The following is a 22,763-nucleotide window of genomic DNA, read 5'->3' on the forward strand; positions in this document are numbered from 1 at the left end:
CCACGCCGTGATCATGTGTTTAAGAGGTTCCTCGGAGTGCGTCGGGTTTTCGGCTATTCCTACTTTTCGCGGCAGGTGCTGAGCAGTCTGCTGACGATCGCGGCGCTCGACGGTCTCGCGGTCGCCATTCTCTGTCTGCTGTTCGACATTCGTGCCTTTGGCGTCTTCTACAGCCTCGTGGTCTATATCACGCTGCTATGTGCGACGGGCGCGCTTGTTGCCATCGGGATGTGGCGGCGGAATGCCGTGGCTTGGGTCGTTCTGGCAGGGCTCCTTGCCACGACAGGGGCCAGTTTGCTCATTCCGTCACACTATGCCCCGGAAATCACGGCCGAGATGCGGGACGAACCTCGCCTGCTGCGGGTGCTGTCGTTCAATGTGCTGGCTCAGAACCGCAAGAGCGGTCCGGCGATTGCCGACGCGGTCCTGGAGCTCGATCCGGATGTCGCGATCTTCCTGGAAGCGCGGCCGCTCGATACCGAGCTCGACCGGCTCCGGAAGGTCTATCCGTATCAGATCGACTGCGCCGGCGAGCCGCGCTCCTGGCGCTGTGATTCGATCATGCTCTCGAAATATCCGCTCGAGAACGCCTTCCGCAGCAATCTCAGCATGCGGGCCATCGGCCGCATGGTCTCGGCGGTGATTACCGTCGACGGGCAGCGGCTCCGGGTGATGAGCGCGCATTTCTCCAAGCCCTACCATCCGACGGTGCAGCACCAGGAGGTCCGCCGCGTGCTCGACAAGCTCGATGGCGAGCATCTGCCGCTGGTGCTGACCGGGGATTTCAACGCCTCGATCTTCCAGCCCTCGACGCGGCTGCTGCTGCGGGAGACCGGTTTGCGGCCGGGGCCGAAGGAGCCCGCCACCTGGCCGATCAGGGCCGGGCGCTGGGGGGTGCCGATCGACCACATCTTCGCGAGCCCGCCACTCGTGATCCGCGAGACGCACCGCATCGAGAACAACTACGGCTCGAACCACTTCGGCATCTATTCCGATATCGTGCTGGCTCCCGATGCGCGCTCCGCGCCCAATAATGATGTCGTTGCGGCCACGCCCTGAGGCGAACGGCGGGAGCATTCTTGCATGGGTGTTCCCCTTGGCGTAAATCCCAGAGCCTGACCGGGCAGAAGCGGGGACAAGAGGCATGGCTGAACTGATGGCAGGCAAGCGCGGCCTGATCATGGGCGTTGCGAACGACAAGTCGATCGCCTGGGGCATTGCGAAAGCCTGCCACGCGCATGGGGCGGAACTTGCCTTCACCTATCAGGGCGATGCGCTCGGCAAGCGTGTGGCGCCGCTGGCGGAAACGCTCGGCTCCGAAATCGTGCTGCCCTGCGACGTGACCGACGACGCCTCGCTCGACGCGGTCTTCGCAACGCTCGGCGAGAAATGGGGCAAGCTCGACTTCATCGTCCATGCCATCGGCTTCTCCGACAAGTCCGAGCTGCGCGGCTCCTATGTCGAGAACACCACGGCGGCGAATTTCAACCGCACGATGCATATCTCGGTCTTCTCCTTCACCGCCGCCGTGCAGAAGGCGCTGCCGCTGATGAGCGAGGGCGGTTCCTGCCTCACGCTCACCTATTACGGCGCCGAGAAGGTGATGCCGCATTACAACGTCATGGGGGTCGCCAAGGCCGCGCTCGAGGTCTCGGTGAAATACATGGCGATGGATCTCGGGCCGCGGAACATCCGGGTGAACGCGCTTTCCGCCGGTCCGATCAAGACGCTCGCGGCCTCTGGCATCGGCGATTTCCGCTACATCATGAAGTGGAACGAGCTGAATGCGCCGCTCCGGCGCAACGTGACGCAGGAAGACGTGGGCAAGTCGGCGCTTTACCTCCTCTCCGATCTCTCCTCGGGCGTGACCGGCGAGACGCATCACGTCGATGCGGGCTATCACGTCGTGGGCATGAAGGCCGAGGACGCGCCGGATATCGACGTTGCTTCGGGCCGCAAGGGATCCTGACGCCGATGTCCGACGATCGCCTGCCGCATGAGAAGGGCTTTCACGTCTCCTGGGATCAGATCCACCGGGACGCCCGCGCGCTCGCCTGGCGGCTCGACAAGCATGGGCCCGGCCCGGAAGGCGCCTGGCGGGGGATCATCGCGATCACCCGCGGCGGCATGGCTCCGGCGATGATCATTGCCCGCGAGCTCGACATCCGGGAGATCGACACGATTTCGGTCAAGTCCTACGACTGGCAGCAGCAGGCCGATGCGGTGGTGCTGAAGGCGCCGAATGCCGAGTTCATGGGGCCCGAGGGCGAGGGCATCCTGGTGATCGACGACCTCGTCGATACCGGCAAGACGCTCGAACTGGTGCGTAAACTCTACCCCAAAGCGCATTTCGCCACCGTCTATGCCAAGCCCAAGGGCCGGGAGATGGTGGACACCTACGTCACGGAAGTGAGCCAGGACACCTGGATCTTCTTCCCCTGGGACATGGCGCTGCAATACGTCCGGCCCTATCGCGGCGACTGAGGCCGGCGGTTTCTCCGCCTGGGCGGTGAACAGCGCTTCGCGCAACGGTTGATCGGGAGTATCCTCCAGGCAGGAGGACCCGCCCATGCCGCCGCCGCTTTCTCCGCGTTCCGATCTCGAAACCCACAGCGTCGAAAACCAGCCGCCCGAACGGGGGGATCTCGACCTCTGGGAGGGCGATCCCCTGCTCCGGCGCTTCACCGCGGCGGCGGGCGGCGGGCCGCATGAGGCGCGGCTCGCGGCATTTGCCGCGTGGCTCGGCCGGGCGGACACGCGCGCCGCGGCGCGGGCGGCCGAACGGCATCCGCCGGAGCTGCGCGCCTTCGACCGCGCCGGGCGGCGGCTCGACGAGGTGGCGTTTCATCCCGCCTATCACGAGTTGCTCGGCGCCGGGATCGCGGCCGGCTATCCCTCGATCGCCTGGGAGGGCGGGCCGGGAGGCCATGCCGCCCATGCCGCGATGGTCTATCTCCAGAGCCAGGTGGAGCCGGGCGTCTGCTGCCCGATGACGATGACCCATGCCGCGGTGCCGCTGCTGCGCGCGGGCGGGCTGCCGGGGCACTGGCTGCGCGGGGCGCTCTCGGCGCGGTATGATCCGGGCTCGAGACCGGCCCGGGAGAAGGCCGGGCTTACCTTCGGCATGGCCATGACCGAGAAGCAGGGCGGATCGGATGTGCGGGCCAACACCACCACGGCCGTCCGCGACGGCGCGGGCTGGCGCCTTACCGGGCACAAGTGGTTCTGTTCGGCGCCGATGTCGGATGCCTTCCTTACCCTCGCGCAGGCCCCCGGCGGGCTTTCCTGCTTTCTCGTGCCGCGCTGGACACCGGACGGGGCGCGCAACGCGATCGAGATCCAGCGGCTCAAGGACAAGCTCGGCAACCGGGCGAATGCCTCGGCGGAAATCGAGTATCGCGGCGCCGTCGCCGATCTCGTCGGCGCGGAGGGTGACGGGGTGGCGCGGATCCTCGAGATGGTGCACCAGACGCGGCTCGACACGGCGATGGCGCCGGCGGGCCTGATGCGGGCGGCGCTGTCCGAGGCGCTCTGGTGGTGCGATGCGCGGCGAGTGTTCCAGAAACGGCTCGCGGACCAGCCGCTGATGGCGGCGGTTCTCGCCGATCTCGCCCTCGAGACGGCGGCGGCGACAGCCCTCGGGCTGCGGGTCGCGCAGGCCTTCGATACCGGCGACGGGCCGTTCGCGCGGGTGGCGGTGGCGCTCGCGAAGTTCCTCTCCAACAAGCGCTGCATCGCCGTGACCTACGAGGCGATGGAATGCCTCGGGGGGGCGGGCTATGTCGAGGAAGGGCCGATGCCGATGCTCTATCGCGAGGCGCCGCTCAATTCGATCTGGGAGGGTTCGGGGAACGTGATCTGTCTCGACATTCTGCGCAGCCTCGGTCGGGACCCGGCCTGCGCCGCCCGGCTCGCGGAGGAGCTCGATGCCGGGCGCGGCCGGCACCCGGCCTATGACGCGGCCCTTGCCGAGACCTTCGCCCGCTGGCCGGACCTGCCGGAGGAGACGGAGGCGCGCTGGTTTGCCGAGCGCGTGGCCACCCTGCTCGCGGCCAGCGTTCTGCTGCGCTGGCAGGGCGGGGCGCTGGCCGAGGCCTATGCCGCGACCCGGCTCGGCGGCGAGGCCGGGCGGATCATAGGGGCGCTCTCGGCGCGGATCGATACACGGCTGGTGCTGGCGGAGGCCGGGGCATGAGGGCTGGACGGCTTGCCGCCCTCGCGCTGGCCTGCCTCGCCGCTGCGGGCGCCTGCAGCCGGGTTCCGGTGCCGCGGGTGAACCTGCCCGGCGCGGGAGCGGCGAACGAGGGCACGGCACGGCTCATCGAAAATCGCGTCTGGGTAGAAGACGCTCAGGTTCCGGGCTATCTCGCCTTCCTGTCGGACGGCACGCTCGTCCACGGCTTTTGCGGCGGGCCGATGCGGCTCTCGGCCTGGCGCTGGATCGACGATGCACGTCTCGGCTGGGAGAGCCAGGGCGAGGTGGTGCGCGCCGAGATCGCCGAGGCGGGGCCAGGGGCGCTGGTTCTCCTGCCCGAATCGCCCGAAGGCGGTGCAGCGCGGCATTTCCATGCGGCGCGGCCGCCGGAAGCCTGTGGCGCGGGAGGCTAGGCGCCGTTAGGCTCGTGCCTGACCGCGCGGATCGGTCGCACCGTCGGCGAGGAGGCGATTTCCGCATTGCACCATAAGGTGCTTTCGAAACCGGCTTAATCAACGTATAAAACGGGTTCATGAACAGGTGCCGCATACATTTGACAGGTGCGTCGGGGTCGGGGGTCACGACCCTCGGTCATGCGCTTGCCAGTGAATTCGCCATTCCGCATCACGATACCGATGACTATTACTGGCTGCCGACCGACCCGCCCTTCCGCCACAAGCGTGCGATTCCGGACCGCCTCCGGCTCATGCACGAGATGTTTCTCGACCGCCCGGCCTGGGTTCTGAGCGGGGCGCTGGAGAGCTGGGGCACGGCGATCGCCGACCGTTTCGATCTGGTGATCCTCGTGCAGACCTCGACCAGCACCCGCATCGAACGGCTCCGCCGCCGCGAAGCGATGCGGCATGGTTTCAGCGAGATCCGCGGGGCGTGGCCCGTGCTGCCCGAGACCGAGGCCTTTCTCCGCTGGGCGGCGGAATACGACAGTGGCGGCCTTTCGGAGCGCAGCCTGCTGCGCCATCGGGTCTGGCTCGAATCGCTCACCTGCCAGGTCCTGACGGTCGATGGCGGGCGCCCGACCGCGGAGCTGGTCGAGATGGTGAAGACCTTCCGCGAGCGCGCCTGCCGGACGCAGCTCGCGCAGTAGCCCCCCCTCGGATCCTGCCGCAATTCCGCAGCCGCCGGTTGACCCCGAGAGGCTCCGTTCCGGCGTTTTCCGAGCGCACACTTGCCGGGAATCGCTTGCGGGGCTAGGCTCTCGCATGTTCGAGCCGTGCCGATCTAAGACGACAAGAGCACCTGCGGGGAGGTGAGACATGGCAGAGCGGCGCATGACGCTGGCGCTTTTCGGCGCCTTCGATTTCCGTGTCGATGGAAGTCCGGTCAACCTGGGCCTCTCGGGACCGACGCGCTCGATGCTGCAATATCTCGTCTGCTGCACCGGCCGCCTCACGCGCCGCGAACAACTCATGGAGATGTTCTGGAGCGGGACCAGCCCGGAGCGGCGGCGCTCCTCGCTCAACTCGGCCATCTGGCGGATCAAGAAGGCGCTGCGCACGGTCGATGCGCCGGCGGCCTTTGCGATCGACGCGACGGCGGAATGCGTGCGCATGGCCGGAACCCGGTCGCCGGAGGTCGATATCGACGCCGTGTCGCTCGCGGATGCCTTTGCCGCGGCGAGCGCGCCGGGCGCGGGCGAGGCGGATGTCGAGCGGCTGCTCGCGACCCTCAACGGTTGTGACGGCACCCCCCTCGACGGGCTCGACGATGACTGGGCCCAGGTCGAGCGCGAGCGCCTCGAGGCGTTCCGGCTGCGCGGTTTCAGCATTGCCATGCGGCTTCTCGCCCAGCGCCGACGCTATGACGAGGCGCTGGACTTCGGCCATCGCATCCTGCTCCACGATCCGTTTCACGAATGTGCGGTGCAGGAGGTGCTCTGCATCCATGCGCTGAACGGCCAGCGTGTGCGGGCACTCAAGCTCTTCGACGCCTTTTCGGAATCGCTTGCGAGCGAACTCGGCATCAGCCCGATGCCCGAGACCCGCGCGCTGCGCGACTTTCTGGCCGGGAATGGCACGCCGGCGCTTGCGGAGACACAGGGCGAGCCGGGTGGTCAGGTTCTGGTCCACCCCGGCGTCGACGAGCTCCTGAGCTCCATCGCCCAGTCCCGCGGGGCCGTCCGGCTCCACTCCTGACCCGCTCCCTTCCGTTCCGTCTCTGATTGCGCGCGCGCCGCGGCGCGGCGTCTGCGGCCGCGGGCGCTTGCCCGGCGCGTGATGGGGCGGTGACGCGCCGGTGACCGCCCGGCCGGGGCGGCGACCAGCGGCGGACGAGCGGGCGATCACGCGGGGGTCAGCCAAGGGAGGAGGGCTGCGAGAGGGCCTGCGTGCAGGATCTTCCCAGGCATCGGCGAATCCGAGCCGTCGGGTGACAAACGCCGTCACCGGTCCACAGCGGAGGAGAAACCGGCATGTACAAGCATCCGGGAGTGTACGTCGAACACGTGCCCTCGGGCCTTCTGGCCATCGAAGCGGCCTCGACCGCGATCGCGGCCTTCATCGGCCCGGTGAAGCGGGGCGATCTGGTCACGGCGGACAAGGAGGACGGCAAGCCCGTCTTCATATCGAGCCAGGCGCAATATGCCACGCAGTTCGGCACGCTCGATGGCGCGGCGGGGGGCCTCAGGAACCTCGGATCGGTACCGGACGCCTTCGGCTGGGCGGTGCAATCCTATTTCATGAACGGCGGTTCCAAGGCCTATATCGTGCCGATCGGCGACGGCGCCGGCACGGAGGCATCGACGGTTCTGGGCGATCCGAGCGACAGCGCGCTCGGTCTCGGCTTCACGGCGGCCTCGGAGGGCGACTGGGCCAACGGCATGGCGATCCGCATGAGCCTCGCGGTGCCCGACGCCAACCCACTCGAGACGACCTATGACATCGCAATCGGCCTCCTGAACGACCGCGGCGTGCTCGACCCGGTGCTGGAGACCCATACCGGCCTCGTGATGAACAGCGCGAGCGGCCAGTATATCGTGCCGAAGATCAACGGCGCCTCCGAGCTCGTCACCGTGGCCCGTGGCCCCCGCGGCAGCTTCGCCGGATCGGCGGTGGTCGGGGTCGAGGGCAGACCCGCCGACGGGTTCGACCCGGCCTCGATCGCGGCAAACGCGGAACTCGAGCTCACCTTCGCAGGCGACGCCGTGGCCGGGAGCCCGGTGACCGTGACATTTCCGGGCGGGGCCGCGAGCCTTGCCGATCTCGCGGACGAGATCGAGAGCCAGGGCCGCGGCGCGGCGGCGGAAGTCGCCCGGAGCGGGCTCACGGCCGTGGCAACGCCCGAGGGCACGCTGCGCATCCTGCCGGGGGCGAGCGCGGACCCGGGCACGGTCAACCAGATCACCATCACCGGCGGATCGGCACAGAATGACCTCGGCTTCGCCGCACCGGCGGTGATCGGCGTGCCGCCGGTCGCGAGCGCGGGGACACCCGAGGTCGAGGCAACCATGGGCGGCGGCGTCAATCATGGCGATCCCGGCAATGCCGATTACACCAGTGCGCTCACGCATCTGCGCGACTACCGCGACATCACCATCCTCATGCTGCCCGGCAAGGTCTGGACCCCCGGCGGCGACAATGGTGCGATCGAGGCCGCGATCACCCATGCCGAGTTCATGCAGAACCGCATGGTGCTGGTCGATCCGCCCGAACCGGTCGGCGGGGCGCGGCTGCAGAGCCCGGCGGACGTGAAGACGCTGGCGGCACCGACCTCGCCCTATACCGCGCTCTACTATCCCTGGCTGGATGTGCCGAACCCGTTCTACGACCCGGATACCGCGGCGAACCTGCCGCGTTCGTTCCGCATCCCGCCCGGCTCCTTCGCCGCCGGGCTCTGGGCGCGGATCGACGGGCGGCGCGGGGTCTGGAAGGCGCCTGCGGGGCTCGAGGCGACGGTGCGTGGCGCACTGGGGCCCAACATCGACATCGGCGCGGATCTTCAGGACAACCTCAACGAGTTCGGCGTGAACTGCCTGCGCTCGATCATCGGGCCGGTGGTGATCTGGGGGGCGCGGACGCGGGCGACCAAGACCCAGCCGGAATACCGCTACGTGCCGGTGCGGCGCACGCAGAACATGATCGGCGAGAGCCTCTACAACGCCCTGCAGGCGGTGGTGTTCGAGCCCAATGAAGACAGGCTCTGGGCAAGCCTCCGGGCGAGCGCGGGCGCATTCATGGATACGCTGCACCGGGCGGGCGCCTTCCAGGGCGAGAAGGCCTCGGATGCCTATTACGTCCGCTGCGGGCTCGGGGCCACGATGACCCAGGCCGACATCGATGCCGGTGTCGTGCGTCTCGTGGTCGGGTTCGCGCCGCTCAAGCCCGCCGAATTCGTCGTCGTCCAGATCAAGCAGATCGTCGGCCTGACCGCCTGAGGCGGCCGGACCACGACAGACCAGAGGAGATGATCCGTTGGCTGCCCCGACATTTCCGGTGAACACCCACCGCTACGATCCCTACCGCACCTTCAAGTTCCAGATCGTCATCAACGGGCGCACCGTCGCCGGGCTCTCGAAGATGGGCGCGCTCAAGCGCACGACCGAGGCGGTCAAATGGCGCTCGGCGGGCGATCCGTCCTATCAGCGCGTGATGCCCGGCGGCTCGAGCTTCGAGGCGGTGGCGCTCGAGCAGGGCCTGACCCATGACACGATCTTCGAGGAATGGGCGAATTCGGTCAACAACGTGCGCGATGGCGACGCCGGCATGAGCCTCCGGAACTACCGCACCGATGTCGTGATCAACGTGAAGAACCTCCAGGGCGTCACGGCGATCAGCTACAAGCTCCGGCGCGCCTGGGTCTCGGAATTCCAGGCGCTGCCCGAGTTCGATGCCAACAACATGAACACGGTCGGCATCCAGTCGATCATGCTCCAGCACGAGGGGTTCCAGCGCGACACCGAGATCCCCGAGCCTGCCGAGACCTGAGGCCGCCATGGCGCGCCCGGCGAGCACCCTGCCCGAGGATTTTCCCGAGCCGGTCTTCCGCCCGCTCGACGGCCATGTCGAGATCGCGGTGGCGGAGGCGGCCGAGGCGCGCATGGCCCGGCCCCGGCGAGTGACGGCGATCCTCGCGGCCATGTGCGCGCGTCTGGGTTCGGCCGAGGGCGGCGCGGACAGCGCGCGCCGCGTCTCGGCGGCCGGGCGGGAATGGCTGCTCCAGCGCGCGGGGCTCGAGTTCTTCCGCGGCACGCGCTGGTTCGAGGCGCCCTGCCCCGGTTGCGGCGCGCGCTTCGATCTCGAGCTCGACCTCACGGCGGTGCCGCAGGGGCGCGCCGGCGCCGGGTTTCCGGTGATCGAGGTGGAAACGAGCCTCGGCGCGCGCCGGTTCGAGGCGCCGAACGGCCATCACGAGGAGGCTTTTGCCGCGCGGCAGGACGGGGACGCCCGCCGGATCTTCGCCGGGCTCTGCGGGCTGGCGGACGAGGCGGCCGCTGAGGTCGCGCGCTTCGAGGCGGCAGATCTCGAGCGGATCGATGCGGCCCTCGAAGCCGTGTCGCCCGAGATCGCCGACGGGGTCAATGCCGCCTGCCCCGATTGCGGCGGGCCGGTTCGGGTGCGGATCGATCCGCTCACCTTCGCCTTTCCCCGGCCGGAGGCGGTCCTGCGCGAGGTGCATGCGATCGCGATGGCCTATCGCTGGAGCGAGCGCGCGATCCTCGATCTGCCCTCGCGCCGCCGCCGCGCCTATGTGGCGCTGATCGCGGGCGATGGCGACGGCCGGGCGGCGCGTCCGCGCGGCGGGATGCGGCTCTCATGACCGGGTTTCTCACCCGCCTCGCCGCCCGGTCTGCGCCCGCGCGCTCGAGCCTCGCGCCGAAGGGCCTTGTCCGCCGTGCGTCCGCCGCGGAGGCCGATGAGGAGGAGACGGCGCAGAGCCTGCGCCGCGAGGGCCCGGAGGAAGAGACCGACGCCCGGCCGCTCCACCGCGCCGCCGCGCCGGAGGAAGACGATCCGAAGAAGGAGGACCAGGCCGCCGCCGCCCGGCGCGCGGCGAAGGACACCGAGGAAAAGACGCCCGACGAGGCGGAGGCAAAAGCGCTCCGCCGTGCGGGCGATCCCGAGAAGGACAGGAACGAGGACACGGCATCCGCACTGCGCCGGGCCGACAGGCCGGAACCGGAGGACCAGAAGGAGGCGGCACCCGCCCGCCGCGAGGCCACCCCGCCAGAAGACGAGGCGGCCCGGCGCGCGGCCGCCACCGCCGCGGAAGACGACAGCAAGAAGAGCGAGGAAGAAGCGAAGGCGCTGCGCCGGGCGGGCGATGAGGGGGCGGAGAAGCAGGAGGAGGCCGCGCAGGCGCTCCGGCGCGCCGAGGCGGAGGACGAGAAGAAGACGGAGGAGGCTCAGGCGTTGCGCCGGGCCATGGCGCCGCGGGCAAAGCCCGAGGACGGGCCGATGCCCGAGGAGATGCGCGACGAGCCGGAGCCGCCCGCGGTGACGGCGCTCCGCCGCGAGGCCGCGCCGGCCCCGGCCGCGCCGCCCGCGCTGACCGAGGGGTTCGGGGCGGGGGCGGCGCTGCAGATGCCGCCGCTGGCGGGGCGCGAGAGCTTCGAGCGGCCAAGCGTGCAGATCGACCGGCTCGACGTGCTGGTGCAGGAGCCCGCAGCGCCGGCCGGGAACCGTGGCGGCGCTGCGGGCCGGGCGCGCTCGATCCGTGCGCGCTACCTTCGGAGGCTCTAGGCCATGCCCGTTCCCGTCTCCTCACTCTCGGTCGCGGTTCAGGGCGTCGCGGACTTCCTCGACAGCCAGTTCGGCGAGGAGGTGACGATCACCGTCGCCCATCCGCAGCGCGCCTCGGAGATCGCCAAGGGCGCGGGCGTGACGGCGCATTGCCTCAACATCTTCGCCTACCGCGTCGCGCCCTCGGGCTTCCATGCCGACGCCGGATCGGGGGACACCCAGTTCCTGCGCATTCAGGCGCTGCTCACACCGTTTCCCGCCGATATCGACAATGCCGCCGACGACGCGGACATCCGTATTCTGGGCCACGCGCTGCGGGTGCTGCAGAGCCATCCGGTGCTGCCGATGAGCGGCCCGCCGCTGCCGGGGGCAGCGATCACCGAGCCGCCGGGGCGCAAGGATTACCGGCTTCAGGCGGTGATGCTTGCGCCGACGATGGAGGAGATCAACCACATCTGGACGACGCAGGGGGCCGAGCTCGCCTACCGGCTCTCGGCGGTCTACGAATTCGCGCTCATCCCCGTCGAGCCGCTCGCGCCGCGGGTCCGCGCCGCGCCGCCCCACACCGTCCTGCTCGACACCGCCCCCGACATGACCGGCGCGGATCTCGCCTTCGTGCTGCCGGGAGCGGGGACGCAGGCGATCCCGCTGGGCGACGGGATCGTGCCGCCGCCGACCAGCTGGCTGCCGGTGCAGATGCTCGTGGTGAACGGCACGCTCACCAACACCGCCGAGATCACCGCCGGAACCTCGGAGGTGACGATCGCGCTGGCCGGACCGGCGGGCGAACGCGCCGCCTTTCAGGTCACCTGGGAGACGCCCGGCGGCGAGGTTCCGCGGGCCGCCCATGTCGTGCAGATCCGCTCGCCCCGGCTCGACAGCGCGCGTGCCCGCACCGCGCTCCGGCTGGCGGTGCCCGCGGGCGCGACCGGCGCGACGATCCGGGTGCGCCCGGCCTCGGGCAACGCGCCCGTGGCCGGCAGCGCCTTCGGAAATGCCCTGACCCTGACTGTGACGTGAGAGGCCGATGAACGCCCAGAGCGAAACCCCGATCCTCGATCCCCGCGCCCTCGATGCCGAATGGGCGCGGATCGCGATGCTGGTGAGCCTGGTGGAGACCGAGCGCGCCGGCGCGGAGCCCCCGGACGGCTTTGCCGAGCGCTTTGCCGAATGCGGCGAGGGTGTCGCGGCGAACCGCGCCGCCGGGGTCTGGGCGGGGCTTGCGGGTGCGGTGGCGCCGGAGTTGCTCGAGAGCTTCGTGCATCTCGATCTCGACCTCCTCGCCGCGGCGCTCGCGCCGGAGGCCCGGCCCGCACTCGGGGCACGGATCCACGCGCTCCAGCCGCAGCTCGGGGGGCCCTGGCCCTGCCTCGCGGTGCTCGAGGAGCTGCTGATGCTTGCCGACGGCGCCGATGTCGCGGCGCTCTACGACCGGCTCGCGCCAACGGCGCCGCTGGTGGCCGCAGGGCTCGTTCGGATGAGCGGTGAGGGGCCCTACCAGCAGGTGCGGTCGACGGCGCTTGCCCAGTCCGCCGCCCTCGGGCGGGTGACGAACCTCACCCCGCCGCCGGGGGCCGTGCTCGAAACCCGCCGCGCGCGCTGGCGGGATCTGGTGCTGCCGGAACGCACGCTTGCGGCACTGAGGGATTTCGTCGCCTGGCTGCGCTTCCGCGACCAGATCATCGCCTGGGGCGGGCGCCCGGCGGGTGGGCCGCTTGCGCTGCTGACCGGCGCCTCGGGCACCGGCAAGAGCCTTGCGGCCATGGTGATCGCCGCCGAGCTGTCGGAGGCGACGGGCGCGCCCTGGGCGCTTTACACGCTCGATCTCGGACGGGTGATGTCGAAATACGTCGGAGAGACCGAGGAGAACCTCAACCGGCTGCTCGAGGCGCTCGACGGGCGGCGCGCGATCCTGCAGATCGACGAGGCCGACGGGCTCTTCGGCAAGCGCGGCGAGGTCACGGACGCCCGCGACCGCTATGCCAATCTCGAGGTGAGCCACATGCTCTCGCGCTTCGAGCGGCATGCCGGCCCGGTGATCCTCACGACGAACCTGCGCGCCAACATCGACGCGGCCTTCCTGCGGCGCTTCCAGATGGTGATCGACTTCCCCTCGCCGGATTCAACGGCGCGCGCAGCGCTCTGGAGCGCGCTGATCCCGCCGGGCGCACCGCGCGATCCGGCGCTCGACATGGCCGAGCTTGCAAGCGCGGCGCGGCTTTCGGGCGGCGCGATCCTCAATGCCGCGCATTACGCGGCGATCCTTGCCCGCGAGGCGGGCGAGCCGGTCGCGCATCGCCATCTGGCCCGCGCGGTCTGGGCCGAGCTCGGCAAGGAGAACCGGCAGATCCGGCGTTCGGAAGTCGGCTCGCTCGCCGCCCATCTCGAGGAGGAGGCGTGATGCGCATCAGACGGATGACCCTCGTCCTGCCCTTCCGGCTGCGGCACATGGCCGAGCACGAGGCGCGGCGGATCGCGGGCGAGGCTGCCGCCGAACTCGTGAAGGGCGGCGCGGCCACGGGCCATGTCCGGGTCGATGTGCAGGGCCGCGGCCTCTCGGGCCCCGCCCTGAGCGGTGCGGTGGCCCGCAGCCTTGCGGGCAGATCGCGGAGGGGGCTCTGATGGCGGTTCCGGTCAAGGGGATGCTCTTCGAATACGGCCTGAGCCTGCCGCCGCTCGCGCTGATCTTCGATTTCAATCCGCAGACGATCTCGCGCTCGCGCAATGTCACGATCAAGATGGGCGACGCGCCGGGCAACCGGACGGGCTATGACTTCACCTCGCCGCTCGAGACGCCGCGGGTCGCGCAGGGGGTCGAGCTCGCCGCCGAAGGCTTCTCGATCGACATCCTGCTCGATGCGACCGACAGGATGAACGACGGCGATCCGGTGGCGGCGAATTTCGGCGTGCAGCCGCAGATCGACACCTTGCGCTCGATGGTCGAACCGAAGGCCCAGGGGCCGCTCGGGCTCCAGACGCTCGCGGCCCTCGGCGGCGGGGGCGCGCGGGCCTTCGAGCGGCAGGAGACCGCCTCGGTGCTCATCTTCGCCTGGGGGCTCCAGCTCATGCCGGTCTTTCTCACGGGCGTGACCCAGAAGGAGGCGCTGCACCTGCCGAACCTCATGCCCTACCGCGCCGAGATGGGGCTGACCATGCAGGTGATCGAAAGCAACAACCCGTTCACCAATGCCGAAAAGGTCCGGCAGACGGCGATGACCGCGCTCAACGCGGCAACCGGGTTCTGAGGGAGGGGGAAATGGCATTCTTCAAGGGATCCGATTACGCGCTCACCCCGCTCTTCGAGCCGGATGCCCGCGGCGAGACGGTGTTCCGCGGCCTCCGCGCGCGGCGGCTGCGCCACCCGGAAGCGGTACTCGAACACACGGTCGCGCTGCGCGACCGGCTCGACAGCGTGGCGCAGGAATATTTCGCCGAGAGCCGCGACTGGCGCTGGCTGGCGGAAGCGAACCCCGACGTGCTCTTTCCCGAGGATCTGCTCTGGAGCCCCGCGGCGACCGAGCCGGAGGATCCTTCGGTCGAGATGGGCCATGCCCGCGTCGGCCGGGTGGTGATCGTGCCGCGCCGCAGGGAGGTGCCGTGATGGTCGGGCTCTCGCTCTCGATCCCGGGGCTTCTCGATGCGGGCTTCCGCAACCCGCCCTCCTGCCTGATCGAGGCGGGGGTGGACCGCCGCGACATCGGCGCGGTCGCCCCGCTCGTCGCCAGCGTCGACATCCAGACGAGCCTCGAGGAGGCCGCCTCCGGCACCATCGTGATCGAGGACCGCCGGGGCAGCGACGGCAAGTGGGTCGCGGCCGACAGCGGGCTTTTCGGCCGCTGGACCCCGATCCGGGTCTCGGCCGATTTCGGCGCGCATCAGGACGTGATCCTCGCGGGCTACATCCTCAAGCTCACGCCCGAGTATCCCGGCAACGCGGCGGAAGCGAAGCTCACCCTGGAGGTGCAGGACGAAAGCGCGGCGCTCTCGCGCGAGCAGATGCGCCGGGTCTGGGGCGAGGACGCGCCGATGTCGGACCGCGCGATCCTCACCGAGCTCGCCTCCGCCGCGGGGCTCGATGTCGATCCGCTTTCGGGCGAGGGCCAGTCGAGCCGGGCGCTCTCGCAGGAGGGCACGCCGATCCAGTTCCTGCGCGAGCGGGCCAAGGCCAACGGCTACGAACTCATCTTCCACGACGGGACGATCTGGTTCGGACGGAAGCGGCTCGAAGCGGAGCCCCAGGCGCCGATCCTTGTCTATGCCGGGCGCGACACCAACTGCCGCAACTTCACACTCGGCGACAGCGCCGACACCCCCGACGCGGTGCGCGCCGACATGGCCCCGCGCGAAGAGGGCGCGACGCCCGAGGCGGTGACGCTCACGCCCGACGAGCCCGTGCTGGGGAGCAGCCCGGCGGGTGAGGAAGGCGCGGGGCTCGGAACGCCCTCGGTCTGGCGGGTGGGTGCGGAGGGCGACGAGACGCCGGAGGAACGCACGGCGCGGGCGCAGGCGCTGGTCAACGAACACGCCTTCAAGCTTCACGGCTCGGGCGAGCTCGATGGCGCGGTCTACGGCCACGTGCTCCGGCCCGGCACCCCGGTGACGATCGACGGCGCGGGCCCGCGCTATGGCGGGCTCTGGTATGTGGCGAAGGTTGCCCACCAGCTTACCATCGAGGGTTACACCCAGACCTTCGAGGTGATGCGCAACGGAACCGGCGAGGGCCGCTCGGCGGCCGGGCCGCTTTCGGCCGCGGCATCGGCCCTCGCCGGGCTGTTCTAGGGAGGGAGGGGCGCGATGATGGACGAATTCCAGCTTCTCGAGGACACCGCCCGGCGCCAGGCGACGAAATACTGGGGCAAGTATCGCGGCAATGTCGTGGATGTGGCTGATCCCGAGAACCGGGGACGGATCAAGGTGACGGTGCCATCGGTGCTCGGCGAGAACCCCTCGCAATGGGCGGAGCCGGCCTTTCCGTATGGCGGCGGCTCGGGTTTCGGCTGGATCGCGGTGCCGCCGGTCAACGCCGCGGTGTTCGTCGAATTCATCGAGGGCGATTCCTCGGCACCGGTCTGGACCGGCACGCTCTGGCGGACCGCAAGCGAGGTCGCCGAGCAGCATACCGGGCAGGAGACCAAGGTCTTCCGCACCGAGAGCGGCCACCGGCTCGTCTTCGACGACACCTCCGGGTCGGAGCTGGTGACGCTCCACTCCGCCGCGGATGCGGTGCTCGAGATGGACAGCCAGGGGTCGATCGCGCTCACGGATTCGGCCGGCGCGCATGTGACGATCGACGCAAGCGGCGGCGAGATCGTCATCGAGGATGCGAACGGCAATTCGATCACCCTCTCGGCCTCGGGCATCGCCTGTGCCGACGCCTCCGGCAACACGATCGAGACGAGCGCGGGCGGCGTCACCGTCTCGGGCACCACGGTGAAGATCGAAGGCCAGTCGGTCTCGCTGGGCGGCGCGGGGGGCGAGCCGCTCATCAAGGGACAGAGCTTCATGGCGCTCTTCAATGCCCATACCCACAACTGCACGGCGCCGGGCTCGCCCTCCGGGCCGCCGCTCGCGCCGCTCACACCGGGCACGATGACAACGAAGACGGTGGCGTCATGAGCGGCCAGATCGAGACCCGCCTGCCCCGCACGGCCTACATGGCCTTCCCGTTCCGGCTGACGGCGGAGGGGCCGGCGGTGGCGAGCCGCATGGAGCATATCCGGCACCAGGTCGAGCAGGTGCTCTTCACCTCGCCCGGCGAGCGGGTGTTCCGGCCCGAATTCGGCTTCGGGGCGCGGCGGCATGTCTTCGAGCCCAATGCGACGTCGCTCTGGGAGCTCGCGCGCAACCGGCTCTTCGGCTCGCTTGCGGAGGCTCTGGCGGGCGAGGTCGATCCGAAGACGATCAAGGTCGAGGTGGGGCCCGGGCCGGGCCAGCCCGAGGTGCTGCTGGTGCAGATCACCTACACGATCGCGGCCCTGCAGAAGGAGGAGCGCCTGAGCATCCAGCTCTAGCGCGCGGCGAACCGGGCCAAGCGCGGCCCGCGGAGAAACGGTGAGGAGACGATGGCAGAGCTCCCGGACCCAAGGCTGATCTTCGACAACGGCTGCCCCGACTGCGGCGAGCGGCAGGCCGTGCTGCCGCCGCCGATCCCGGGCGTGCCCGACAATTTCGACTGGAAGGCACGGGACTACGACAGCCTGCGGCTCTTCCTCATGCAGGAGCTCGCCCACCGCTTCCCCGAGCGCCGGCGCTGGACACCGGCCGACATGGAGGTGGTGATCGTCGAGCTCCTGGCCGCCGCCTTCGACCGGGCAAGCCACGCCATCGACGCGGTGCAGGCCGAACGGTATCTCGACAGCGCCCGGCGGCCGCAATCGGTGCGGCGGCTGCTGAAGCTCATCGGCTACGACGCCGCCGAACGGGTGCGCGACGATGTGCTCGCCGCCCTGCCCCCGGTGCCCGGAGGGGCGGCGGAGAGCCGCGAGGAGAAGCTCGAGCGGCTCTGGCGGCTCGAGCCGGCCCGGATGGAAGCCGCCCGCGCCGAGGGCCCGCGCCGGGTCGCCGAGCAGCAGCGCATGGTGACGCTCGAGGATTGCGAAGCGGTGCTGTCGGCCCATCCGCTGGTCGCCCGCGCCCAGGCGCGGCTGGTCTGGACCGGGGCCTGGAACACCATCCTGGTCTCCGCCCTGCTCGAGGCCGATCGCGATCTCGACACGGCGCTGCCCGCGCCCGGCACCAATGCCGAGGCCGATCTGCTCTGGGGCGCGATCCGCAACTTCCATCTCGACAACGGGCTCGCGCTGCCGCCCGAGGGCGCCGCGGTCACGCCCCGGCGGCTGCTGCGCATCCTGATCGAGCGGCGGCGGATGATCGGCTCGGAGGTATTTCTCGAAACCGCGAAGCCCGCCGCCATCGCCTTCACCCTCTCGGTGCGGGCAAAGCCCGGCTATTTCCGCAGCGAGATGCGCCAGGCGCTCGCGGATGTCTTTTCCGCCGACGAGGGCGGCTTCTTCGAACCCGGGCGGCTCGATTTCGGCGAGGATCTCTTCGCCTCGGACATCATCGATGCGGCGATGGCGGTGGAGGGCGTGGCGGTCGCCTGCCTCAACCGCTTCAAGCGCGTGGGCTCGGGCTGGCCCGATCGCAGCGCCGCGGGCTTCATCCCGGTGGCCGATGACGAATACGTCCGCTGCCTCAACCGGCGCGGCGCACCCGAGACCGGGTATTTCCGGCTGATCGTCAACGGGGGAGAGGTGGGATGAGCGACGTTCCGGAGCGCCCCGACAAGCTCATGGATCTCACGCGCTGGAACCGCGCCGGGCTCTCGCGCTTCACCTATGTCGATGGCGATGCCGCCACCTGGCTCGAGGAGCTGCGCCTCGCGATGCTGGGCCTCGTCGCGCGCGGGGCACCGATGGAGGAACGGCGGCCCGAGACCTGGCGCGGGCGCTTCTCGCTTGACCCCGCGGACTGGCCAACGGCGGAGGAGCGCGCGGCCTTCGAGCGCACCCTTGCCTGGACGAGCCTCGCCCGCCCCTGGCCCGACCGGCCGGAGACGTCCCGGCGGCGCAATGCGCGCCTGCTGGCGCAATACGGCGCGGCGCGGGGGGATTACGGCTGGGAAACCCTGCGCGCCGGGGCGCGGGCCTCTCATGTGCTGCTCGGCCATCTCGATGCCCTGGCCAACGAAGGCTATCTGCGCACCGCGACCCAGTGGCAGAACCTCGCCCGGCTCGCGGCAATGGTGAACCATCAGCCCGCACCCCCAAGCTCGGCGCTCACCTCCGTCGGCCTCCTCGTCGATCCGACCGAGGATGGCAGCGCGGTGGAGATCCCGCGCGGGCTCGCGATGAAGCACACGCCCCCCGAAGGCGGCGCGCCTGTGGTCTTCGAGACGCTGGAGCGGATCACGGTGCATGCGGCCCTGAGCGCGGCCCGCGCGACCGGCTGGGATGCGGACCCGAGCCCGCTCGCAAGCCCCGATCTCTGGCTCGACGACGGCAAGGCCGAGCTCGCGCCCGGTGCGCTCGGGGTGCTGGCGGCCGCGTCGGGGGCGGGGGGCGTGGACGGCGTCCTCCTCACGGGCGTTGCCCGCGATGCGGCGGCCGGGCGGGCAGAGATCGCACTCGGCGAGGCCGAGCTCGCCTGGACCCGCGGCGCGGTGGTGCTGCATGTCGATCCGAAGGCGGTGCGCCGGGGTCTGCCGCGTTCGACGCCCGGCGTTCTGGTGCTGAAGCTCGATACCGCGTCGAACTACCCGATCGACAGCGTGATCCGCCTGCACTACCCGGGCGATTCCGAACAGCTGCGCGTGACCGGCACGGCCGACGGGCACCTGAAACTTGCCACCGACAACGATTTCACTCTGGACCACGGCACCGCCGTCACCGTCGAGACCCTGGTGCCGGTGACGGGAACCAGCAGCGGCGATCTGATCGTCTCGCACGAACTCGGCAAGGTCGCCTTCTTCGTCGATACCCTCGGCGCGGTGGTTGAGACCGAGGGCGACGAGGAACCCGCGCTCGATGCCGACGACAACGAGGTCGGCATTCTCGGCTTTCGGTTCGGCGAGATCTCGAGCGCGCTCGGGTTTCTCTACATGCCGACGAAGGGTGCGAAGCGTGAGGCGGCGACGGTGGTCGCGGCCCCACCGGCGGTCGTGCCCGACGCACCGGCGCCCCAGCGGATCGTGAGCTTTGCGGGCAAGCCGCCGAAGGGGCTCGCCATCGGCGATCTCATGGTCCGGCGCCCGGCAACGGGCGGGCCGGTGCAGGGGTTGCGCATCGAGGGGGTGGCCATCGGCAAGGACGCCTATGCGCTCCAGTTTTACGCCGAGATGCCGGGCGGCTCCGGCTTCGAGCCGGATGCGCATGAGTTCCATGGGCCGATGACGCGGGGCCTGCGCCCGGCCGATCATGACCGCAACCCCGAGCCCGCCTTCGAGGGGCGCAAGATCCGCCTCGCGGCACCGCCCGTCGCGGCGCAGGTGCTGATCCGGCTCGGGCGCAAGGTGCTGATCGAGGACGAGCGGGGGATCCTGGCCCCGGTGCTCGCCGCCGTGGCCGAGGCCGGCGCCGCGGCGGATGCGCTCGAGATCACGCTCGAGCCCGCCGAGGGGCTCGCGGGCTTCCTGCGCGGCTGGACGGTGCTCAATCTCAACACGCTGCTTGCGGGCCATGGCGAGACGAAGAGCCCGAAGGTGCTGGGCTCGGGGGATGCCGAGCGCGCGGCACAGAGCTTTGCCTTCGCCCAGCGCGAGGTGAGCTTCGTGCCCTCCTCGGTCGCCGAAACCGGGGTCGCACCCGACATGGACGTGACGGTCGACGGCACGCTCTGGACCTATCGCGACCTGATCGATCCGGAGGCGGACGGGACGGAAAGCTGGTCCTCCGCGCTCGCCGAGGACGGCTCGCTGATGATCCACTTCCGGCGGCGGCTGACGACCGGGACCGACAATGTCGTCGTGCGCCGGTTCCGCACCGGGGTGGGGCCCGGCGGCTGGGTGCCCGCGCGCGGCTTTACAAAGCCGATGAAGAAGCACCGCTGGGTGCGGGCGATCACCCAGCCCTTCGCCGCGACCGGTGGGGCGGCGCGCGAGCCGGTCGAGGATATCCGCGTCAACGCCCCGGCCCGGCTCGCCGCGAATGGCCGGGCCGTCAGCCTTAAGGATTTCGAGCGGATCTGCCGCCGTCGCTCGGACATCTGGCAGGCCCGCGCCCATCCGATCACCGATCCCGGCCGGGTCGAGACGGTGGGCCTCATTCTGGTGCCCGCCAATGGCGGCGGCATCGGCCCCGCGCTCGATCTCGAGCTCCGGGGTTTCATCGAGGCGCGCGCGCTGCCGGGCATCCGCGTGGCGCTCGAACCCTACACGCAGGTCCGGCTCGTCATCGAGGCGACCGTCCGGGTCGATGTCGAGGCCCATGACCGCACGCAGGTGCAGGCCGCCGCCCAGGCCGCGCTGATCGAGACCTTCTCGCTTGTCCGGCGCGGGCTCGGCCAGCCGGTCTACATCGCCGAGGTCGCCGCGGCGCTCGAGCGCGTCGAGGGCGTGGAAACGGCGACGGTGCAGACCTTCGCCATTCCGGACCCGGGCGCGGTGCTGCGCGCGGCGAAGACGGGCGGCGCCTGGTCAGCCTATTTCCCGCATCCGCATCAGGTGATTTCCGCCGATCCGGCAACGGCGGTGACCGACATGGCGGTCAAGGTGGAGGCGCTCTGATGGATCCCTCGCAACTCCGCAGCCGGGCCGGAAAGCTCCTCTACCGGGAGCTGCCGGAAGAATACCGCTTCCGCGATCCGCATCCGGTCGCGGGCGATCTGGGCGATCTCGAAGCCTTCCTCCACGGCTTCGGCCATCTGCTCGATCTCATCCGCGGCACCACCGAACAGGCCTATGCCGACGCGTTTGCCGAGCCTGCCGACAACGGCCGCGCGATCCAGCCCTGGCTGATCCCCTATCTCGCCGAACTGGTCGGCGCCGAGCTCCGCGCCCCGGATCCGGAGGCCCGGCGGCAGGAGCTCAACGAGACGGTATCGTGGTACAAGTCCAAGGGCTCGCTGCGCTCGATCGACGAGATTTCCGACGTGATCGCGGGCGACGAGACGGTGGTGGTCGAGGGCTGGCGGCGGACGCTGACAACGCCCCGCATGAGCCTGCCGCCCTTCACCGCACCGCTGGAAGCGATGGGCGACGGCGATCCCGCCGCGGCCCCCGGCCTGCCGCAGGGCACGCCCGAGGGCTTCATCAACCGCGCGATCGTCGATGCCGACGGCTCCGACCCGCTGCACGCGATCCGCATCCCGCGCCGCGACGGCTTCGGCCGCACGATCGCGCCCGAGACCGTCTACTGGCGCCCGCTGGCGCGGCGGGGCACGCCCTGCTTTCCGGGCGCCTACGACGACACCTCGCTCAGGACACCCGACCTGCGCGCGACCCCCACCCGCACGACCGGGCCGCATCCGCGCCGGACCCTCGTCCATGTCCGCCCGCCCGAGGGCTTCTTCGCCCGCGGGGTGAACGGGACGCTCGCCCCGACCACGGCCGATCTCGCGGTGGATCCGGCGGAGACCCGGACGCAGGTCTTCGGACCGCGCGAGGTTCTGGAGGCGCTTGGAGTGCTCGAAGATCTGCTGATCGACGGCGCGCTGGTGCTGCCCGACCGGCTGATGCTCACCGGTGATCTCACGGTGCCCGCGGGGACCGATCTAGTGTGCGAGGATCTGCTCTTTGCCGGCACGATCCGGCTCGAGGACGAAACGGCGCGCGCGGCCTTCCGCCGCTGCGCGATAGACCGGCTCGTGATCGCCCACCCGACCGACGAGCCCGCCGTGAAGGCGCAGGATTGCCTCTTCAATGCGATCCGCGGCGGTGTCGGCTTTGCCGAGCTGGTCTATTGCACCGTTCTGGAGGAAACCGAGCTCGAGCGGCTGCACGCCTCGGACTGCGTCTTCGCGGGGCCGCTGCCCGATCTCGACTGCGCGGGCGAGACGACCTGCATCCGCTTCTCGCGCGTGCCCGATCTCTCGGCGCTCGCGGGGTGCGCGGCGGAGAACGCGCCCTCCAACACCGATGACGATCCGAATTTCATCCAGCTCTGGTTCGAGGAAGGCGACGGCTCCGTGCTCCGGCCCGCGCTCTTCGGCGAGCCCGGCGCCGGGGTGCTCGATCTCGCCAGTTCCGATGCCGTGCTCCGCGGCGCCGAGAACGAGGGCGAGATGGGCGCCTACAACCACCGCTTCCATGCCGCGCGCATCCGTGCCCTGCGGCTCAAGCTCGAGGATCACCTGCCGTTCGGGCAGGAGATCGCCATCCGCTACGATCCGTATCTCTCGCGCCCGCCGGCGCGGGCCGTCTGAGGGGAGACGAGGCC

At 70.4% G+C, this 22,763-nt stretch carries 22 protein-coding genes; all 22 read left to right on the forward strand.

Going from position 1 to position 22,763, the window contains the following annotated elements; genetic code table 11:
* Positions 1–36: 36 nt before the first annotated feature.
* A complete protein-coding gene (locus ACF66B_RS10915; protein ID WP_111431127.1) occupies positions 37–1,059 on the forward strand; it encodes an endonuclease/exonuclease/phosphatase family protein in 1,023 nt (340 codons plus the stop codon).
* 85 nt (positions 1,060–1,144) lie between these two features.
* Positions 1,145–1,969 (forward strand): enoyl-ACP reductase FabI, encoded by an 825-nt coding sequence (fabI, locus tag ACF66B_RS10920; RefSeq protein WP_111431126.1) that lies wholly within the window; start codon positions 1,145–1,147, stop codon positions 1,967–1,969.
* 5 nt (positions 1,970–1,974) lie between these two features.
* Positions 1,975–2,484 (forward strand): xanthine phosphoribosyltransferase, encoded by a 510-nt coding sequence (gene gpt / locus ACF66B_RS10925; protein ID WP_111431125.1) that lies wholly within the window; start codon positions 1,975–1,977, stop codon positions 2,482–2,484.
* 85 nt (positions 2,485–2,569) lie between these two features.
* Positions 2,570–4,195 carry an acyl-CoA dehydrogenase family protein gene (locus ACF66B_RS10930; RefSeq protein ID WP_111431124.1) on the forward strand — a complete coding sequence of 542 codons (1,626 nt, stop codon included), beginning with the start codon at positions 2,570–2,572 and terminating at the stop codon, positions 4,193–4,195.
* Complete coding sequence (locus tag ACF66B_RS10935; protein ID WP_111431123.1) at positions 4,192–4,608, forward strand: hypothetical protein; 417 nt, start codon at positions 4,192–4,194, stop codon at positions 4,606–4,608. Before ACF66B_RS10930 ends, ACF66B_RS10935 begins: the two co-directional genes overlap by 4 nt.
* 140 nt (positions 4,609–4,748) lie before the next feature.
* Entirely contained in the window at positions 4,749–5,300 is a 552-nt protein-coding gene (locus ACF66B_RS10940; protein ID WP_392662587.1) for an adenylate kinase, read from the forward strand.
* A 169-nt stretch (positions 5,301–5,469) separates the two neighbouring features.
* Entirely contained in the window at positions 5,470–6,348 is an 879-nt protein-coding gene (locus tag ACF66B_RS10945; RefSeq protein ID WP_111431121.1) for a BTAD domain-containing putative transcriptional regulator, read from the forward strand.
* Positions 6,349–6,623: 275 nt separating this feature from the next.
* A complete protein-coding gene (locus tag ACF66B_RS10950) occupies positions 6,624–8,585 on the forward strand; it encodes a phage tail sheath subtilisin-like domain-containing protein (protein ID WP_111431120.1) in 1,962 nt (653 codons plus the stop codon).
* Positions 8,586–8,622: 37 nt separating this feature from the next.
* Positions 8,623–9,135 carry a phage tail protein gene (locus ACF66B_RS10955; protein WP_111431119.1) on the forward strand — a complete coding sequence of 171 codons (513 nt, stop codon included), beginning with the start codon at positions 8,623–8,625 and terminating at the stop codon, positions 9,133–9,135.
* A gap of 7 nt (positions 9,136–9,142) precedes the next feature.
* On the forward strand, positions 9,143–9,967 hold the full coding sequence (locus ACF66B_RS10960; RefSeq protein ID WP_111431118.1) for a hypothetical protein: 825 nt from the start codon (positions 9,143–9,145) through the stop codon (positions 9,965–9,967).
* Positions 9,964–10,890: a hypothetical protein gene (locus tag ACF66B_RS10965; protein WP_111431117.1), complete on the forward strand. Its 927-nt coding sequence runs from the start codon at positions 9,964–9,966 to the stop codon at positions 10,888–10,890. Before ACF66B_RS10960 ends, ACF66B_RS10965 begins: the two co-directional genes overlap by 4 nt.
* A gap of 3 nt (positions 10,891–10,893) precedes the next feature.
* Positions 10,894–11,910 carry a Pvc16 family protein gene (locus tag ACF66B_RS10970; protein WP_111431116.1) on the forward strand — a complete coding sequence of 339 codons (1,017 nt, stop codon included), beginning with the start codon at positions 10,894–10,896 and terminating at the stop codon, positions 11,908–11,910.
* 7 nt (positions 11,911–11,917) lie between these two features.
* The gene (locus ACF66B_RS10975) at positions 11,918–13,291 is read left to right on the forward strand and encodes an ATP-binding protein (protein ID WP_111431115.1); all 1,374 of its coding nucleotides are present in this window, start codon (positions 11,918–11,920) and stop codon (positions 13,289–13,291) included.
* Positions 13,291–13,512, forward strand: coding sequence for a hypothetical protein (locus tag ACF66B_RS10980; protein WP_111431114.1), 222 nt, complete (start codon positions 13,291–13,293; stop codon positions 13,510–13,512). Before ACF66B_RS10975 ends, ACF66B_RS10980 begins: the two co-directional genes overlap by 1 nt.
* A complete protein-coding gene (locus tag ACF66B_RS10985; protein ID WP_111431113.1) occupies positions 13,512–14,135 on the forward strand; it encodes a hypothetical protein in 624 nt (207 codons plus the stop codon). Before ACF66B_RS10980 ends, ACF66B_RS10985 begins: the two co-directional genes overlap by 1 nt.
* A gap of 11 nt (positions 14,136–14,146) precedes the next feature.
* Positions 14,147–14,491 carry a hypothetical protein gene (locus tag ACF66B_RS10990; RefSeq protein WP_111431112.1) on the forward strand — a complete coding sequence of 115 codons (345 nt, stop codon included), beginning with the start codon at positions 14,147–14,149 and terminating at the stop codon, positions 14,489–14,491.
* Positions 14,491–15,669, forward strand: a complete 1,179-nt coding sequence (locus ACF66B_RS10995) for a hypothetical protein (protein WP_111431111.1) — start codon at positions 14,491–14,493, stop codon at positions 15,667–15,669. Before ACF66B_RS10990 ends, ACF66B_RS10995 begins: the two co-directional genes overlap by 1 nt.
* A gap of 15 nt (positions 15,670–15,684) precedes the next feature.
* Entirely contained in the window at positions 15,685–16,506 is an 822-nt protein-coding gene (locus ACF66B_RS11000; RefSeq protein ID WP_111431110.1) for a phage baseplate assembly protein V, read from the forward strand.
* Positions 16,503–16,901: a GPW/gp25 family protein gene (locus ACF66B_RS11005; RefSeq protein WP_111431109.1), complete on the forward strand. Its 399-nt coding sequence runs from the start codon at positions 16,503–16,505 to the stop codon at positions 16,899–16,901. Before ACF66B_RS11000 ends, ACF66B_RS11005 begins: the two co-directional genes overlap by 4 nt.
* A gap of 51 nt (positions 16,902–16,952) precedes the next feature.
* Positions 16,953–18,152, forward strand: coding sequence for a hypothetical protein (locus ACF66B_RS11010; protein ID WP_111431108.1), 1,200 nt, complete (start codon positions 16,953–16,955; stop codon positions 18,150–18,152).
* Complete coding sequence (locus tag ACF66B_RS11015; RefSeq protein WP_111431107.1) at positions 18,149–21,112, forward strand: hypothetical protein; 2,964 nt, start codon at positions 18,149–18,151, stop codon at positions 21,110–21,112. The genes ACF66B_RS11010 and ACF66B_RS11015 overlap by 4 nt, the downstream gene beginning before the upstream one ends.
* The gene (locus ACF66B_RS11020) at positions 21,112–22,749 is read left to right on the forward strand and encodes a hypothetical protein (RefSeq protein ID WP_111431106.1); all 1,638 of its coding nucleotides are present in this window, start codon (positions 21,112–21,114) and stop codon (positions 22,747–22,749) included. The genes ACF66B_RS11015 and ACF66B_RS11020 overlap by 1 nt, the downstream gene beginning before the upstream one ends.
* The last annotated feature ends 14 nt before the right edge of the window (positions 22,750–22,763 follow it).

Origin of the sequence: Amaricoccus sp. B4 (assembly GCF_043226085.1) — a bacterium.
GTDB lineage: Bacteria > Pseudomonadota > Alphaproteobacteria > Rhodobacterales > Rhodobacteraceae > Amaricoccus.